Below are 16,794 nucleotides of genomic sequence, written 5' to 3'. Positions count from 1 at the left end.
TCTCCCCCTTATACCAGAAGAGCGCCAAGGCCGCCTCCGCCTGACCCCCGGCGGGCAGACCTGAAAATGGCCGTTTGGGACCTCCCCGGCAGGGGCTTCCCAAACGGCCTTTGACTTTTTACCGGTTCATCTTTTTTGGCTGGCGCGTGTGCCAGTGATCCGCGATGGTCTGGCGCTATGAAGTATGCTGTTTGAGAAGCTTGTGGACGGTTTGGCCGCACCACCGGCCTTTGCCGGAAAAGGTCGGGATGTTGTTTTCGGTGAGGTGCGCGGCGATGGCCGAAAAACTCAGACCGTTCTCCCGCAGGGCCCGAATGGTGGCCAGGACGGCTTCCCGGTCGGGCCCCGCCGCAGACGCCAACCGGGGGGTGAGGGGCAGCAGCGCCGGGGAGAGAAAGGTCCCAAGCGCTGGGGTGATTCGGGGGTCTTCCTGCTGGAGGTCGATCAGCTTGCTCAGGCTCCCGGCAATTTGCTCCAGCGCATCGGCCGTGCGGGCCTCTACCGCCGCCCGCTGGGTGCTGGCATCGATCAGACGGTCCTGGTTCGAGACCAGGTTTTCCAGACATTTTTTGATTTCCGGCAGCAATTCGGTCACCAGCTGGGTCAGCTGGCCGCTCTCGTTGGACTGGCGGCCGTGGCCATAGCGGGGGTCTTTGGGACGACGCCGGTCTGCGGGGTTGTACTGATTGCCATTGTAATTCCGTCGGTTTTTCTCGTTTCTTTTGTCCATCGCGTTGCGCAGCGAATGAAGAAAATCATTCATCATGGTCTCCTTTAAACCCTAAACCCCGGTTCAACCCGCTTGCCAGCATCCGGGGCAAGAAAGACGCGTGGGCTGACGGTAGCACGGTACGAATTGACCTCGGGAATCAAAATTGTGTAACAAACTTTCAAAAACTAAGTAAAATGGGGCGGGTTGTCAAAAAAATAATATACCTGAGCAAACGCTTTTCTCAGGCCGCAGCAAATGGCCGGGCGCCGCGGGACGACCTCTAACGGAAGCAGGCGGCCCAAAAAAGGGTGAAGCCCCAAAACGGCTGGTCAAAGCCTGCGCTTTGGGGCTTTGCCAGTTTTCCCCCCGGCCGGGGCGGTCTGACGGTTGTCATGTCGGCCGATGCGTTTCATATCGGCCGCAGCGCACGCCAGCTTAACGGGAAACCGGAGAGGAGAGGCGGGGTAGCAGGCGGGCTGGGGGCAGCCTTTGGGAGGCGGGGGCGGGATCGGTTTTCAGGGTGAAAAAGACCGCCGGCTGCCGGCAACGCCTGCGCGGCCGCGGGACCTGCGGCCCCCCAAAAGAGGCGCCCCCGCCGGGGAGGGCGGGGGCGTAAGTCGGATTTAAACGGTTTGTGGTGCCGGCTCGGCGCCCATCAGGCGGAGGTGCTGAACTTGTCGGCGATGACGTTGTAGTAGGCGTACTCGGAGACCGAACCCCAGACGCCGATTTGGGCCTGGAATTTTTTGAAGGCCTCGTGCACCTTGCGAGACTGGGCGTCCTTGTCGGCTTCCTCTTCCAGGACCTCCTTGGCGATTTTGCGAAGGTCGTTCATCAACGGCTCGGGAAAGCTCAGGAGGTTGACCTTGTGGTCGCGGATCAGGGTTTCAAGGGCGGCGCCGTTTCCGGCCTCGGCTTCGCAGAGGCTCCAGAGGTTGGTTTCCATGGCCACCGCGTCCAGCAATGCCTGGAGGTCTTTGGGCAGGGACTCGTAGGCCTGCTTGTTGAAAATCACCTCGAGGGTCGTGCCGGGCTCGTGCCAGCCGGGGTAATAGTAGTACGGGGCGGCCTTGTAGAACCCGGCGCGCAGGTCCAGCAGGGGGCCGACCCACTCGGTGGCGTCGATGACGCCGCGCTCCAGCGAGGTGAAAATCTCGCCTCCCGGCAGCAGCACGACGGTGGTGCCGGCCTTGGCCACGACCTTGCCGCCCAGCCCGGGGATGCGCATCTTGAGACCCTTGAAGTCCTCGATGGTGTTCATCTTTCTGCGGAACCAGCCGCCCATCTGAACGCCGGTATTGCCCTGGGGGCGGGGGATGACGTTGAACGGCGCATAGGTCTCCTCCCACAACTGGAGCCCGCCGGCGCTGTAGAACCAGGTGTTGTTCCCCTGGGGGTTGAGGCCGAAGGGCACCGACGAGAACCACTGGGCGGCAGGCGTTTTGCCGGCCCAGTAGTAGGAGGCCCCGCTGCCCACCTCGACGGTGCCGGCGGAAACGGCGTCGAATACACCCAGCGCCGGGACCAGCTCACCGGCCGCAAAAACCTCTATTTTGATACGGCCCTGGGAAATCTCCGTCACCCGTTTGGCAAATCTTTCCGCCCCGGTCTGCAGAACCGGCAAGTTGGGGGGCCAGGTGGTGACCATCTTCCAGTTGTAGGTTTTCTCCGCGGCCATTACGATCGGTGCCGCCACGCTGCTGGCGGCGACGGCGGCGGCCGCGGCACCTGACTTCTTCAAAAATTCGCGTCTTTTCATCCGGCTCGTTCCCCTTTCGTGTCTGCGGTTAACCCCAATTCACGTGCGCCAACCCATTTGTCCATAAAACCGGAAGCTAAATGAGAATGGGTATAAAATCAAGAGAAATTAAAAGAGAATTCTTAAAATGAATAAAATTCAAAAAATGGAGAATGTCTGCTTCTTACCGTTGGGGCCGGCCCCGATCCTTTCCGAGTGTCAAAGGCCAAAGACCACCTTGGGCAGCCACGTCACCAGATCCGGGAAAAACACCACGATCAACAGGCCTATCAGCTGAAAGAAGACAAACGGGATGATGCCCCGGTAGATATTGCCGGTTGAGATTTCCGGCGGGGTGACCGCCTTGAGATAGAACAGGGAGAAGCCAAACGGCGGCGTCATGAAGGAGGTCTGCAGGTTGACGGCGATCAGGATGCAGAACCAGATCGGGTCGAAGCCGAACTCGATCATGATGGGGGCCAGAACCGGCACGTGGATAAAGGTGATTTCGATAAAATCCAGGAAAAAACCGATCACGAAGATCAGGCCCATGACGAAGGCCAGGACGAACCACTTGCCGTGATTCTCGGCGATGCCCCCCAGGAAACCGCGCACCAGATGATCGCCGCCCATGCCGCGGAACACCAGGCCGAAAGCGGCCGCGCCCACCAGGATGATAAACACCATGCAGGTCAGCTTGAGGGTGGCGTCCATCACCTCCTGGAGCATGGCGAGATTGAACTTGCGGTTGGCGACAGTCAGGGCGGTGGCCCCCACCGCACCCACCGCGGCCGCCTCGGTGGGGGAGGCCACCCCGGCAAAGATCGACCCCAGGACCGCCACCATTAGAAAAAGCGGCGGAAAAAGGGCGCGGGTGACCTTGCGCAGCATCACAGCCGGGGTCAGAGCGGCCATTTCGGCCTTGGAAATTTTCGGCGCCCAGGCGGGCCGGATCCAGACCGCCAGCACGACGTAGAGGATGTACAACCCCACCAGGACCATTCCGGGCAGCACCGCACCCATGAACAGGTCCCCGACCGGCACGCCGACGATGTCGCCGATCAGCACCAGCACGATGCTGGGGGGAATGATTTGCCCCAGGGTGCCGGATGCCGACACGGTGCCCGTGGCGAGCTCCTTGTGGTAGCCGCGTTTCAGCATGGTTGGGACCGCCAGCAGGCCCATGGTGACCACGGTGGCGCCCACGATGCCGGTTGAGGCGCCCAGCAGGGCGCCCACCACGATCACCGATATTGCCAGCCCGCCGCGGATTCGTCCGAACACCAGCCCCATGGTGTCCAGCAACTCCTCGGCCAGCCCCGAGCGCTCCAGCATGACCCCCATGAAAACGAAAAGCGGCACCGCCAGCAGGGTGACGTTGGTCATGACGCCCCAGATCCGCAGCGGCAGCAGGTTGAAAAAGGACCAGCCGAAACCGATCAGGCCGAAAAAAAGGGCGGTGCCGAGCAGGGTGAAGGTGACCGGGAAGCCGGCCATCAGGAGAATCGTCAGGGCGAGAAACATCCAGGCGGGCAGGTATTCCATCAGCGCCCCTCCCGCTCTTGCGGCTGGTCAAGGCCGCGGATGGTGAACCAGCTTTTGATGCCCAGTGAAACCCCCTGCAAGGCCACCAGCAGAAAGCCGGCCGGGATGGCAGCCTTGATGATGAAGCGGTAGGGGATGCCGCCGGGATCGGGGGAGCCTTCGAGGATGCTCCAGGAGTTGTAGACGAATTTCAGGGAGGTGGAAAAAATCAGGTAGCAGCCCGGCAGGAGAAAAAAAATGACCCCGATCAGGTTGATCCAGGCCCGGGCGCGCGGTCCCAGCTGCTGGTAGATGATGTCCACCCGCACATGCCCGTCCTGGAGGAGGGTGTAGCCGGCGCCCATCAGAAAGATGAAGGCAAAGAGGTGCCATTCCAGCTCCTGGGTGAAAACGAAGCTCATTTGAATGGTGTAGCGCATCACCACGTCGATAAAAACCACCGCCACCACCAGCCCCGTAACCCACGAAACGCCGCGGCCGATCCAGCTGTTGAGAGTGTCGATCCAGTTGCAGAGCCGTTTGAGCGATTCCATTGGGACCATCCTTGGGTTAGCGCTACCCCAGTGGGGCCGGTCGACGTTTGACTCACCGGGGCGAAAATTTCATTTGTCGTTCTTTAAATTTCTCATGATGAATTGTCAACTGTTGAAGTTGACAATAACAATTGAACTGCATTTAGGGTTTAGCCCTTTTTCCGGCCGGTGCGGCTGCCGACGGGCACCGCACGCCTTGCCAGAGCGGTGCGCCGCTGTCGCTAACTTGCGGAATTTTGGCCGAAAGGGCTTGTTTGCCGAAGGGAAACTTGATAAAGCTGCTGCCGGGCTGTTGCAGGCGCCCGCGGCCGCGGGCGCCCCGGGGGCCCCGGCCGGGCCGCACAGGCGGCCGGCGAGCTGCAAGAATCGGAACCACCTTCATCACAAGGGAGTGAAATGGCGACTTCAGGTTATTGGGCGGACAGTTACGTCGAGAAAAAGCGCTCGGCAACCGAGGCGATCAGCCTGATCCGACCCGGCAGACGGGTTTTTATCGGGTCCTCCTGCGGCGAGCCGCAGTGCCTGGTGCGGGCGCTTTCGGCTGTTTCCAGCCGCCTGACCGATCTGGAAATCATTCGGCTGCTGACGCTGGAGACCACCCCGCTGACCTTGATCGCCGACAAGACCCAGTGCCAGAACCTCAATATCCGATCCTTTTACCTGGGCTCAGGCAGCCCCAAGCATATCGCCCAGAACAAGCGCTTCATTACGCCCATCAACCTCTCGGCGGTCCCGCGGCTCTTCAAGAGCCGCCGGCTGCCCATCCACGTGGCGCTGATCCAGGTCAGCGCACCGGACGATTTCGGCTGGATGAGTCTGGGGGTTTCGGTGGACATCACCCTGGCCGCGGCCCTCTCGGCCGATCTGGTGATCGCCCAGGTCAACAGCCGCATGCCCCGCATCCTGGGGCGCAGCTTCATTCACGTCAACGACGTCGACGTCATCGTGGAGCACGAAGAGGACGTTCTGACCGTCGGGCGCATGCCCGACATGGAATCGGCCAACACCATCGGGCGGCTGATCGCCCGCCTGATCGAGGACGGCTCCACCATTGAAATCAGCCTGGGGGCCACCCCCCAGGCCACCCTGCTGGCTCTTTCGAACAAAAACGATCTGGGGGTCCATACCCAGTACATCACCGACGGGCTGATGCGGCTGGTCTCCGAAGGGGTCGTCACCAACCGCAAGAAGGGCTTCAACGAGGGCAAGCTGGTGGCCAGCAGCGCCATCGGCACCCAGAACCTGTATGAATTTCTGGATGACAACCCCTCCATCGAGTTCTATCCCTCCGACTACGTCAACGACCCCAGCATCATTTCCCGGCACAACAAAATGGTTTCCATGAATGTCGCCATGGCCATGGACCTCACCGGCCAGGTGGCCGCCGACGCCTTGCCCCACAACCACTTTTCGGGGGTCACCGGAATGGTGGACTTCATGCGCGGGGCGGCGCAGTCCGAAGGCGGCAAGGCCATCCTGATGCTGCCCGCCACCGCCGAGCAGGGGACCAAAAGCCGGATCGTGCCGATCCTGGGCGACACCGCGGTGGTGGTTCCGCGCGGCGACGTGCATTACGTGGTGACCGAATACGGGGCGGTCAACCTCTTCGGCAAGAGCTTGCAGGAGCGTGCCATGGCAATGATCAGCATCGCGCATCCCGATTTTCGCGAGGAGCTTCTCAGCCGGGCCAAAGAGATGGGGCTGCTGGGGGCCGAGCGCACCCTGAAGGAGTCGGTCCACGGCGTTTACCCCGTCAAGCTGGAGGAAATCATCGAGGTCGACGGCGAAGAGATCACCATCCGGCCGTCCAAACCGGTGGACGAGCGCCGGATCCAGGAGCATTTCTACAATCTCGACAAGGCCGATATCATCTCGCGCTTCTTTCATGAGAAAACCAGCTTCCTGCGGGGCGACGTGGAGACAATGTACGCCATCGACTACGTCAACGACCTGACCATCCTGGCCCTGGTGGGGGAATTTGGCTTCGGCAAGGTCGTCGCCGTGGGGGAGTACCTGCTGGACCCGGCCGCCAACCTGGCCGAGGTGGCCTTTTCGGTCAGCCGCGAGTACCAGGGCAAGGGGCTGGGGCGGGTTCTGATCCGCAAGCTGGCAGAGGCGGCGCGCGAAAACGGCATCTCCGGGCTGGTGGCCTACACCTCACCTCAGAACCAGGGGATGATCCGGCTGTTCAGCTATCTGCCCTACAAGGTCAAAACGGTTTTCGACGGCGACATGCTGGCCCTCAGCTGCAGGTTCGACGCCCCGCTCAGCGCGGGCAAGGCCGGCGGCTGAAGGCGAATGCCGACGGCCACCCGCGCACCCTCCGGGGCCGCCGTTCCTTCACCATCTTTCTCAAACACCTTAGGAGCTGAAATGAGCAGCTTTAGCGTCACATTCCTGCCCCACAACCTCAAGGCCACCCTGAACGCGGGGGAGCCGCTGATCCGGGCCGCGATGGCGGCCGGGGTGCATATCAACGCCTCCTGCGGCGGGGAGGGGGTCTGCGGCAAATGCCGCGTTGTCATCGAAAGCGGCGAGGTCGAAGGGGGGATCAGCGAGAAGCTCAGCCAAGCGGACATCGCCGCCGGCGTCCGCCTGGCCTGTCAGACCCGGGTTCTCAGCGATGCCGTCGTACGCATTCCGATCGAATCGGCCGTCGACGCCAGCGTGCTCAACCGGACTGTGGCCGAGCGGCGCACCGCGCGCATCCGGCAGATGAACTTCAACGACCTCAAGGAGCAGGGGCTCTTTGTGCCGCCGGTTGAAAAGCGCTTTCTGGAGTTGCCCGAGCCCACCGCCCAGGACAACCTGCCGGACGTCACCCGTCTGATCAGCTTTCTGCACGTCCATTTCGGCGATCACCGCCTGGAGGTGGACCTGCCGGTGCTGCGCAAGATCCCCGATGTCCTGCGGGCCGACAACTTCCGCGTCACCGCGACAATCGCCCGGCCGGTGCGTCCCGACGGCAAAAACCGGATTATCAACATCCAGGCCGGCGACACCACCGGCCACTCCTATGCCGTGGCGGTGGACATCGGCACCACCACCATCTTCGGCCAGCTGCTGGACCTCGACACAGGCGAGGTGCTGGCCCAGCACGGGGACTTCAACGGCCAGATCAGCTACGGCGAGGATGTCATCAGCCGGATCGTTTTTTTCGAAAAAAACGGCATGGACAAGCTCCAAGCGGCCGTTCTGAAAACCACCAACCAGATCATCGACCGGATCGTGCGCAAGGCCGCCATCGACCGTGACAACATCACCCACATCACCCTGGCCGGCAACACCACCATGACTCAGCTTTTCTGCGGCATCAGCCCGCGCTACCTGCGGCGTTCGCCGTATGTGCCGGCCTCCACCCTCTACCCCCCGATCCGTGCGGTGGACCTGGGGCTGGCCCTCGGCGACCACGCCATGGCGCTTTTCTACCCGCAGATCTCCAGCTACGTCGGCGGGGATATCGTGGCCGGGGTGATGGGCTCGGGCATGTACCTGCGCGAGGAACTGACGCTTTTCATGGACATCGGCACCAACGCCGAGATCGTCATCGGCAACAAGGACTGGATGGCCTGCGCCGCCTGCTCGGCGGGCCCGGCCTTCGAGGGCGGGGGGATCAAATTCGGGATGCGCGCCGAAAAGGGCGCCATCGAGGACTTCTCGCTGGACCCGCTGACCCTGGAGCCGATGAACATCACCGTCGGCAACGTCGGGGTGCGGGGCATCTGCGGCTCCGGCCTGATCAACATCGTCGCCGCGCTCTTCGAGGCCGGCGTGATCGACAACCTGGGCAAGTTCAACCGTGATCTGCCCACCGACCGCGTGCGCGAAACCGACGGCATCTGGGAGTATGTGCTCGCCCGTGCCGACGTTACCCAGATCGGCCGTGATGTCGTGCTCACCGAAATCGACATCGACAACCTGATCCGCGCAAAGGGCGCCATGTACAGCGGCTGCATGACCCTTCTGGACGAGGTCGGGCTGGGCATCGAAAATCTGGAGCGGATCATTCTGGCCGGCGGCTTCGGCAGCTACGTGGATCTCGAAAAGGCCATGACCATCGGGCTCTTACCCGAAATCGACCTGGACAAGGTGATCTTCGTGGGCAACAGCTCGCTTCTGGGGGCCCGCATGAGCTCGCTTACCAACCGCATCCGGCGGGACGTGACGGCAGTCACCCGGATGATGACCAACTTCGAGCTGTCGGAGACCACCTCCTATATGGATCACTACGTGGCGGCGCTTTTCCTGCCCCACACCGACATCGATCTGTTTCCCAAGGTCAAGGAGCGGATGGCGGCGCGCCGCCACGTGGCACCCTGAGGGCGGCCCTGGGGCCCACTGCGCAAGTGGATCGGCCGCTCGACCCTGGGCCGTGGGCCCCGGGCAGCCACTGGTTATTGGTTATTTCTCAAAAAAAGAGCCTTCGGGGCACTCCTCTCTTGACAAACCAATACCCGTAATATAAGTCAAAATATTCGGTAAATTGTAGCGTCCGGATGGGGTCGCAATGTAAGTCATTTCAACCTGAGCCTGGCGGGGTGCCAGTGCCCCTCGGGTTTGTAGCAAGAGCTGCACCTCTGGGCCGAGGCTTGCAGGTGTAAAGATAGGGGTATCCAGAATCACATCCAAATTTGGAAAGGAGGCGGATCGAGACAGTAGTCCAGGTCCCGGATGACTTCCGGTCGGCCGCAAGTGTGGGAGTTGGGTAACGGATCTTACTGACAAACTTTTTCCACAAGGAGGTAACATTGGGCTTCGAATTTTACAAAGAATCTTATGCCGGGAGCATAAAGGAAATCACCTTGGGCAGTGGCAACAAGGCGGTCACTGTCGGTGGGGAAACATGCTACCCCTTCTACCAGTTCGAGGGGAAGATGCCCTGCAAGCCCAAAATCGCGATGGAAGTCTGGGACATCAAACCCGATGATTGGCCCGCAGCCGCGCTCAAACCCTTCGAGGATGTCGTTTCAGATCCGGTGGCATGGGCCAAGAAATGCATCGAATCCTACGGCGCCGACCTGATCGTGCTGCAGTTGAAAAGCACCGACCCCAACGGCAACGACGCCAGTCCCGAGGCCGCCGCCCAAACCGTCAAGAAAGTCGCCGACGCGATCAACGTTCCGCTGATCGCCTGGGGCACCGCCAACGTCAAGAAGGACGAGGCGGTATTCAAGAAAGTGGCCGAGGAATGCCAGGATCACACCCTGGTGATCGGGCCTGTGGAAGATGCCAACCACAAGGGCATCGGGGCTGCCGCCATGGGCTACGGCCACGTCATCATCTCCTCCTCCCCGATCGACGTCAACCTCGCCAAACAGGTCAACATCCTGCTCGAAAACCTCGGTGTCCCGATGAACCGCGTGATTATTGACCCCACCACCGGCGGGCTGGGCTACGGCATGGAGTACAGCTACTCGGTGATGGAGCGCCTGCGCATGGCGGCCATGAACCAGGGGGACGACAAACTGCAGTTTCCGATCATCAACAACCTGGGCAACGAGGTCTGGAAGTGCAAGGAGGCCAAACAGCCCGTGGATGAGGCGCCGATCCTGGGGGACCCTGAAAGACGGGCCATCATGATGGAGGCCGTTGGGGCCGTGACTTACCTCCTGGCCGGCTCGGATGTGCTTATCATGCGTCACCCCGAATCCGCTCGAATGGTGCGCTCCTTCATCGATCTGGCCCTGGCCGGCGGCGCCGCCGCTGAGGTCGCCCCCGTCGCCAAACGGCTGGATGATGTCGATATCGACCTGGCCGCGCTCGCCCCGGAGCCGGACCTGACCATCACGGAAGAAAAGAAGAAAGGCGCGCCGGCTGCCAAAGCCGCTCCGGCTGCCGCCGCCAAGGCCGCACCGGCCGCTCCGGCCGCCAAACCCGCACCGGCAGCCAAGGCCGCCCCGGCACCGGCGGCTGAAGCCAAGCCCGCCCCGGTAAAGGAGGCACCCGCGGTCGATCCGGAGGCCGAAGCCAAGGCCAAAGCGGCGGCGGAAGCCCAGGCCAAGGCCGATGCGGAAGCCAAGGCCAAAGCCGAAGCCGAGGCCAAGGCCAAGGCCGAAGCGGATGCCAAGGCCAAAGCCGAGGCCGAAGCCAAGGCCAAGGCGGATGCCGAAGCCCAGGCCGCCGCGGCCGAGAAGGCCAAGATCGAGGCCGAAATGGACGAGATCCGCGCCAAGCGGGCCAAAGAACGCGAGGCCCGGATGGCCCAAAGCGGTGCCCACGGTGCGGCCAAGGCCGCCGGCGAGGTCAAGAAGACCCCCGCCGAAGTCCAGAAGCCCAGCATCGACAAGGTCGTCGACAAACTGCAGTGGATTCACCGACGCCACGCTTCCTGAAGGCAGCCTGACGCCATTTGAACATGTCGTTTTCGAAGTACCGCAGTTCATTCAACGTTGAGGAGGAACCGAAAAATGGCAGAAGAAGTAGTAAAAGCCGCTAAGGAACTCAAAACCGCCAAAAAGGACAAGCTTGCGGACCCCGTGGGCGCCACCATCGACACCGCCTCCCAGGAGATGATTCGACGGGCCCAGGCGCTGGGCATCGACACGGTATTTGACCGCGCCGCGGCCATGAAGCCCTGCAATATCGGCACCCAGGGGATTTGCTGCAAGAACTGCGGCATGGGACCCTGCCGCCTGCCGCTGCCCAAGGACTATGACGAGAACAGCGACGACCGCAAGGGGCTCTGCGGGGCCACCCCCAACACCATCGCCGCGCGCAATTTCATCCGTATGATCGCCGGCGGGGCCGCGGCCCACTCCGATCACGGCCGCTGCGTGGCCGAGGTCTTCAAGTCCGCCGCCTACAAGGAGACCGAAGACTACCACATCAAGGACACCAACAAGCTGCTGGAAATCGCCCCCTGGCTGGGGGTGGCCACCAAGGTGACCGTGGACGGCCAGGAGCTTGACCGCGACACCGACGAAATAGCGAAGGAGGTCGCCGATGTCGCCATGGGCGAGTGGGGCAAGCCCGAGGGCGAGCTGCACTACCTCAAACGCGCCCCCGAGGCGCTCTATGAAAAGTGGAAGAAGTTCGGCGTGCTGCCCCGCAACATCGACCGCGAGATCGTCGAGATCATGCACCGCACCCACATCGGGGTTGACCAGGACTACAAAAACCTGATGAAGCAGGGCACCCGGGCCGCCATCGCCGACGGTTGGGGCGGCTCGATGCTGGCCACCGACCTCCAGGACGTGCTCTTCGGCACCCCCTACCCCCTGCAGTCCGAGGCCAACCTGGGCGTGCTGAAAGAGGACCACGTCAACCTCGTCATCCATGGGCACGAGCCGGTGCTCTCGGAGATGATCGTGGCCGCCGCCCAGACCCAGGAAATTCAAGACTACGCCAAGTCCAAGGGCGCCAAGGGGCTCCAGTTGAGCGGGATCTGCTGTACCGCCAACGAGGTGTTGCAGCGCCACGGCGTGCCGCTCTGCGGCACCTTTCTGCAGCAGGAACTGGCCATCATCACCGGCGCGGTGGATGCCATGGTGGTGGACATCCAGTGCATCTTCCAGAACATCGCCAACGTGGCCAAGTGCTTCCACACCAAGGTGATCACCACGCATCCCATCGCCCGCATGGAGCAGGACAACGTGATGCACATCGAATTCGATGAGCACTACGCCATGGAGGACGCCAAAAAGATCATCAAGATCGCCATCGACAACTTCCAAAACCGCGGCGCCGACGTGATGATCCCCAAACACAAGGCCACCCAGATCGCCGGCTTTGGCGTCGAATCGATCCAGTATCACCTGGGCGGCACCTTCCGCGGCTCCTACTTCACCCTCAACGACAACATCATCAACGGCCGCATCCGGGGCATTGCCGGCGTCGTCGGTTGCAACAACGCCCGCACCCGCCACAACGAGGGCCACATCGAGGTGGTCAAGGAGCTCATCAAAAACGACGTCATCGTCCTGACCACCGGCTGCAACGGCATCGCCTGCGCCATGGAAGGGCTGCTGACCCCGGAAACCGCCGGCGTCTTCTGCGGCCCCGGGCTGGCGGAGGTCTGTGAGACCGTCGGCATCCCGCCGGTCCTGCACATGGGCTCCTGTGTGGACAACAGCCGCATCCTGCTGGCGGCCGCCGAGGTGGTCAAGGCTGGCGGGCTGGGCAACGACATCAGTGACCTGCCGGCGGCCGGCAGCGCCCCCGAGTGGATGAGCGAGAAGGCCATCAGCATCGGGCACTATTTCGTCGCCTCCGGCGTCTACACGGTCTTCGGCGTGACCCTGCCGGTGACCGGGGCGCCCAAGTTCCAGAAGTATCTCTTCGAGGAATTCGAGAAGATGTACGGCGGCATGTGGGACCTGGAAGTCGACCCGATCCTGCATGCGCGCAAAATGATCGCCCACATCGACAAGAAGCGCAAGGCGCTGGGCATCGACAAGGCCCGCGAACGGGTCCTGATGGACATGGCCGACCGCCAGAAATTGGATGTGGCTTAACATAAATTCATTTTAAATCCTCAACGAAGGAGGAAGGTATGTCTAAACTCGTAGCATTTGCGGCCATCCAGGGTGGCTACAACATCGTCTCCAAGGTCGAAGGTCTACTCAAGACCACATTGGAAAAACACGAGGCCGCCACCAAGGTCGGCTTCCCCAACACCGCCTACTTCCTGCCGGTCATCTACTCTCTGACCGGCCACAAGGTGGAAACCCTCGAGGACATGCAAAAGCCGCTGGAGATCGCCCGCAAGCTCCTGCCGCCGCACCTCAAGGGCAAGCACCACCTGCCGTACCTCGGGCCCCTGCTGGACGCCGGCATGGCCGCCCTGTTCGCCTTTGAAATCCAGGAGGCGATCCGCTACCTGGAGGACCCGGATTTCTACCTGCACTCCGAGGAGATCGACGAGGAGGCCGGCAAGATCTGGCTGGGCGCCGCCGACGACACCGTTTTCCGCAAGCGCGGGGTGGAATTCGTCGATGGTTCGGCCCCGGGTTTCGCCGCCATCGTCGGCGCGGCCCCGGATCCCGAAACTGCCAAGCTGATCGTGGAGGAATACCAGCAGAAATCCCTCTACATTTTCTGCGCCGCCAACCAGAACGGGACCACCGTCAGCCAGCAGCTGCTCGAGGCCGGGGTCCAGATCGGCTGGAACACCCGCATCGTGCCCTTCGGGCCGGACATCTCCTCGGCGATCTTCGCCCTCGGCTTCGCCAACCGCGCGGCCATGGCCTTCGGCGGGGTGCAGCCCGGCGATTACCGCAAGATCCTGCTCTACAACAAAAACCGCATCTTCGCCTTCGTCAACGCCCTGGGCGACGTCAACGCCGAGTGGGCCGCGGCGGCCGCCGGCTGCGTCAACTGGGGTTTTCCGACCCTGGCCGACACCGACATCCCCGAAATTCTGCCCACCGGTATCTGCACCTACGAGCACGTCGTGGCCAACGTCAAGCACGAGGAGATGGCCCAGCGCTCCATCGAAGTGCGCGGCCTCAAGGTCCAGGTGACCAAGATCGACATCCCGTGCGCCTTCGGCCCGGCCTTCGAGGGCGAGCGGGTGCGCGGGGCGGATCTCTTCTGCCAGATGGGCGGCGGTAAGACCCAGTGCACCGAACTGGTCAAGATGGCCGAAATGAACGAGATCGAGGACGGCAAGGTCACCGTGATCGGCCCCGACATCCCCGACCTCAAACAGGGCGATGTCTTGCCCCTGGGGATCTACGTGCAGGTGGCCGGCCGCGAATTCCAGGCGGACTTCGAGCCCATCATCGAGCGCCAGATCCACCACCTGGTGAACTACATCCAGTACGTGATGCACATCGGCCAGCGCGATATCGCCTGGATCCGGGTGAGCAAGGCGGCGGTGGAGAAGGGCTTTACCTTCAAAGACATCGGCGTCGTCCTGCATGCCAAGTTCCACCAGGATTTCACCAAGATCATCGACAAGGTCCAGGTCACCCTCTACACCAAGAAGGAGGATGTGGACAAGCTGACCGCCAGGGCCCGCGCGGAGTATAAGATGCGCGACGCGCGAGTTGACACCATGACCGACGAAAGCGAGGAGACCTTCTACTCCTGCACCCTGTGCCAGTCCTTCGCACCCACCCACGTCTGTACCGTCAGCCCCGAGCGCACCGGCCTCTGCGGCGCCTACAACTGGATGGACTGCAAGGCCTCTTATGAGATCAACCCCACCGGTCCCAACCAGCCCATCGAAAAGGGCGAATGCCTGGATCCCAAGCTGGGTCAGTGGAAAGGGGTCAACGAGTTCGTTACCAAGGCCTCCCGCGGCGCCATCACCCACTACAACTTCTACTCGATGGTGGTCGACCCCATGACCACCTGCGGCTGCTGCGAGTGCATCGCGGCGCTGCTGCCGGGCTGTAACGGGGTCATGACGGTCAACCGCGAGTACGCCGGCGAGACCCCCTGCGGCATGAAGTTCACCACCCTGGCCGGCGTCATGGGCGGCGGGGCTTCATCGCCGGGGTTTGTGGGGCACTCCAAGTACAACATCACCCAGCGCAAGTTCATCGTCGGCGACGGCGGGCTGCTGCGCATGGTCTGGATGCCCAAGATGCTCAAGGAGGAGATCAAGGACCGCATCATCGCCCGCGGCAAGGAGATGGGCTGTGAGAACCTCTACGACATGATCGCCGACGAGACCGTGGGCACCACGGAGGAGGAGATCATGTCCTTCCTCCAGGAAAAAGGCCATCCGGCCCTCACCATGGAGCCCATTGTCGGTTAATCTGTCCGACCGGTTGGAACAGGGCGGGCGCGTGCGCCCGCCCTACAATCCGGGGGGAGGCGGGCAAACCTGAAACGCGGTGCGCAATTTAAATCCTAAAAGGAGAACCCAATATGGCATTAACCGGTATTCAGATTTTCAAACTTCTGCCCAAAACCAACTGCAAGGAGTGCGGGGTGCCCACCTGCCTTGCCTTCGCCATGAACCTGGCATCGGGCAAGGCCAGCCTGGACGATTGCCCCTACGTATCCGACGAGGCCCGTGAGAAGCTGGCGGAGGCCTCGGCCCCGCCGATTCTGCCGGTCGCCATCGGCAAGGGGGTCCGGAAGTTTCAGGTGGGCGGCGAAACCGTCATGTACCGCCACGAAAAAACATTTTTCAACCCCACCGCCCTGGGGGCCCTGGTGCCCTCGGATATCGTCGCCGACGCCCTGAAGACCAAGCTCAAGGCGTGGAACGCGCTGCAGTACGAGCGGGTGGGGCTCAACCTGCGGCCGGAGCTGGTCGCCCTCAAGGACGTCAACGGCGACAAAGCGGCCTTCGGTGCGGCCGCCAAGACGATTGCCGAGACCTCCGAGTTCAACCTGGTGCTGATGACCGACGACGTCGAGGTCATGAAGGCTGGCATCGAGGCCGCCGGCTTCAAACAGCCGCTGATGTATGCCGCCACCGCCGCCAATATCGATGCCTACAGTGCGCTGGCCAAGGAAAACGGTCTGCCCCTGGCGGTAAAGGCCGATTCGGTGGAGGGCCTGCCGCCGCTCACCGAGAAGCTCGTGGGGATGGGCATCAAGACCATCGTGCTGGACCCCGGGTCACGTGAAATCAAGGCCGCCCTGGAAGACCAGGTGGCCATCCGGCGCGCGGCGCTTAAAAACGGCAACCGTGCCGTGGGCTTCCCGACGATCGCCTTCCCCTGCGAAATGGCCGGCAACCTGGACATGGAAACCCTGATCGCCAGCATGTTCATCGCCAAGTACGGCAGCATCGTGATCCTCTCGGATTTCACCGGTGAAAACCTCTTCCCGCTGCTGCTGGAGCGGCTCAACATCTTCACCGACCCCCAGCGCCCCATGACGGTCACCGAAGACATCTACCCCATCAACAACCCCGATGAAAATTCGCCCGTGTTGGTGACCACCAACTTCGCCCTGACCTATTTTATCGTTTCCGGCGAAGTGGAAGCCAGCAAGGTCCCGGCTTGGCTGTTGATCAAGGACTCCGAGGGGCTTTCGGTCATGACCGCCTGGGCGGCCGGCAAGTTCAACGGAGACGAAGTCGGCATGTTCGTCAAAAAATGCGGCATCATGGACAAGGTCAAGCACACCGAACTGATCATCCCGGGCTATGCCGCGGCGATTGCCGGTGACGTCGAGGAAGAGCTGCCCGGCTGGACGATCACCGTCGGCCCGCGGGAAGCGGCCCATCTGTCGGCGTTTCTGAAGCAGAAGGTTTGATGCCCGTCGTCTGCGGGGCCGCAAGGCCCCGCAAGGTCGGACAGCACTGCACGCCAAGCGGTTTTTCAGTGCGCTGTCAAGCGGTATAACTCTACAACGAGGTA

Annotated in this window: 10 protein-coding genes; 6 read left to right on the top strand and 4 right to left on the bottom strand. The window is 62.2% G+C overall.

The window, feature by feature from the left end:
• Positions 1-175 precede the first annotated feature (175 nt).
• The 4 genes from LJE63_13725 to LJE63_13710 form a co-directional block, all read right to left on the bottom strand.
• Positions 176-763, bottom strand: a complete 588-nt coding sequence (locus tag LJE63_13725; protein ID MCG6907666.1) for a recombinase family protein — start codon at positions 761-763, stop codon at positions 176-178.
• Positions 764-1,367: 604 nt separating this feature from the next.
• A complete protein-coding gene (locus LJE63_13720) occupies positions 1,368-2,471 on the bottom strand; it encodes a TRAP transporter substrate-binding protein (GenBank protein MCG6907665.1) in 1,104 nt (367 codons plus the stop codon).
• Positions 2,472-2,669: 198 nt separating this feature from the next.
• Positions 2,670-3,995 carry a TRAP transporter large permease subunit gene (locus LJE63_13715; protein ID MCG6907664.1) on the bottom strand — a complete coding sequence of 442 codons (1,326 nt, stop codon included), beginning with the start codon at positions 3,993-3,995 and terminating at the stop codon, positions 2,670-2,672.
• Positions 3,995-4,528 (bottom strand): TRAP transporter small permease subunit, encoded by a 534-nt coding sequence (locus LJE63_13710; protein MCG6907663.1) that lies wholly within the window; start codon positions 4,526-4,528, stop codon positions 3,995-3,997. The genes LJE63_13715 and LJE63_13710 overlap by 1 nt, the downstream gene beginning before the upstream one ends.
• A gap of 396 nt (positions 4,529-4,924) precedes the next feature.
• On the opposite strand from LJE63_13710, the gene LJE63_13705 reads away from it, so the two are divergent.
• From LJE63_13705 to LJE63_13680, 6 genes are all read left to right on the top strand, one after another.
• Positions 4,925-6,820 (top strand): GNAT family N-acetyltransferase, encoded by a 1,896-nt coding sequence (locus LJE63_13705; GenBank protein MCG6907662.1) that lies wholly within the window; start codon positions 4,925-4,927, stop codon positions 6,818-6,820.
• 81 nt (positions 6,821-6,901) lie between these two features.
• Positions 6,902-8,848, top strand: a complete 1,947-nt coding sequence (locus LJE63_13700; protein MCG6907661.1) for an ASKHA domain-containing protein — start codon at positions 6,902-6,904, stop codon at positions 8,846-8,848.
• 428 nt (positions 8,849-9,276) lie between these two features.
• Complete coding sequence (locus LJE63_13695) at positions 9,277-10,860, top strand: acetyl-CoA decarbonylase/synthase complex subunit delta (protein ID MCG6907660.1); 1,584 nt, start codon at positions 9,277-9,279, stop codon at positions 10,858-10,860.
• A gap of 75 nt (positions 10,861-10,935) precedes the next feature.
• Complete coding sequence (gene cooS / locus LJE63_13690) at positions 10,936-12,981, top strand: anaerobic carbon-monoxide dehydrogenase catalytic subunit (protein ID MCG6907659.1); 2,046 nt, start codon at positions 10,936-10,938, stop codon at positions 12,979-12,981.
• A 38-nt stretch (positions 12,982-13,019) separates the two neighbouring features.
• Entirely contained in the window at positions 13,020-15,233 is a 2,214-nt protein-coding gene (gene cdhC / locus LJE63_13685; GenBank protein MCG6907658.1) for a CO dehydrogenase/CO-methylating acetyl-CoA synthase complex subunit beta, read from the top strand.
• A gap of 113 nt (positions 15,234-15,346) precedes the next feature.
• Positions 15,347-16,690, top strand: a complete 1,344-nt coding sequence (locus tag LJE63_13680) for an acetyl-CoA decarbonylase/synthase complex subunit gamma (GenBank protein MCG6907657.1) — start codon at positions 15,347-15,349, stop codon at positions 16,688-16,690.
• Positions 16,691-16,794: the final 104 nt, after the last annotated feature.

The organism is Desulfobacteraceae bacterium (assembly GCA_022340425.1).
Classification (GTDB): domain Bacteria; phylum Desulfobacterota; class Desulfobacteria; order Desulfobacterales; family JAABRJ01; genus JAABRJ01.
The sequence above is the reverse complement of the archived record's forward strand: the minus strand, read 5'-3'. Positions and strand labels throughout refer to the sequence as shown.

Bases quoted from the DNA above. Each gene is read 5' to 3' on its own strand.
- LJE63_13705 (MCG6907662.1), top strand. From the start codon at position 4,925: ATGGCGACTTCAGGTTATTGGGCGGACAGTTACGTCGAGAAAAAGCGC.
- LJE63_13710 (MCG6907663.1), bottom strand. From the start codon at position 4,528: ATGGAATCGCTCAAACGGCTCTGCAACTGGATCGACACTCTCAACAGC.
- LJE63_13720 (MCG6907665.1), bottom strand. From the start codon at position 2,471: ATGAAAAGACGCGAATTTTTGAAGAAGTCAGGTGCCGCGGCCGCCGCC.
- LJE63_13715 (MCG6907664.1), bottom strand. From the start codon at position 3,995: ATGGAATACCTGCCCGCCTGGATGTTTCTCGCCCTGACGATTCTCCTG.
- cooS (MCG6907659.1), top strand. From the start codon at position 10,936: ATGGCAGAAGAAGTAGTAAAAGCCGCTAAGGAACTCAAAACCGCCAAA.
- cdhC (MCG6907658.1), top strand. From the start codon at position 13,020: ATGTCTAAACTCGTAGCATTTGCGGCCATCCAGGGTGGCTACAACATC.
- LJE63_13680 (MCG6907657.1), top strand. From the start codon at position 15,347: ATGGCATTAACCGGTATTCAGATTTTCAAACTTCTGCCCAAAACCAAC.
- LJE63_13725 (MCG6907666.1), bottom strand. From the start codon at position 763: ATGAATGATTTTCTTCATTCGCTGCGCAACGCGATGGACAAAAGAAAC.
- LJE63_13700 (MCG6907661.1), top strand. From the start codon at position 6,902: ATGAGCAGCTTTAGCGTCACATTCCTGCCCCACAACCTCAAGGCCACC.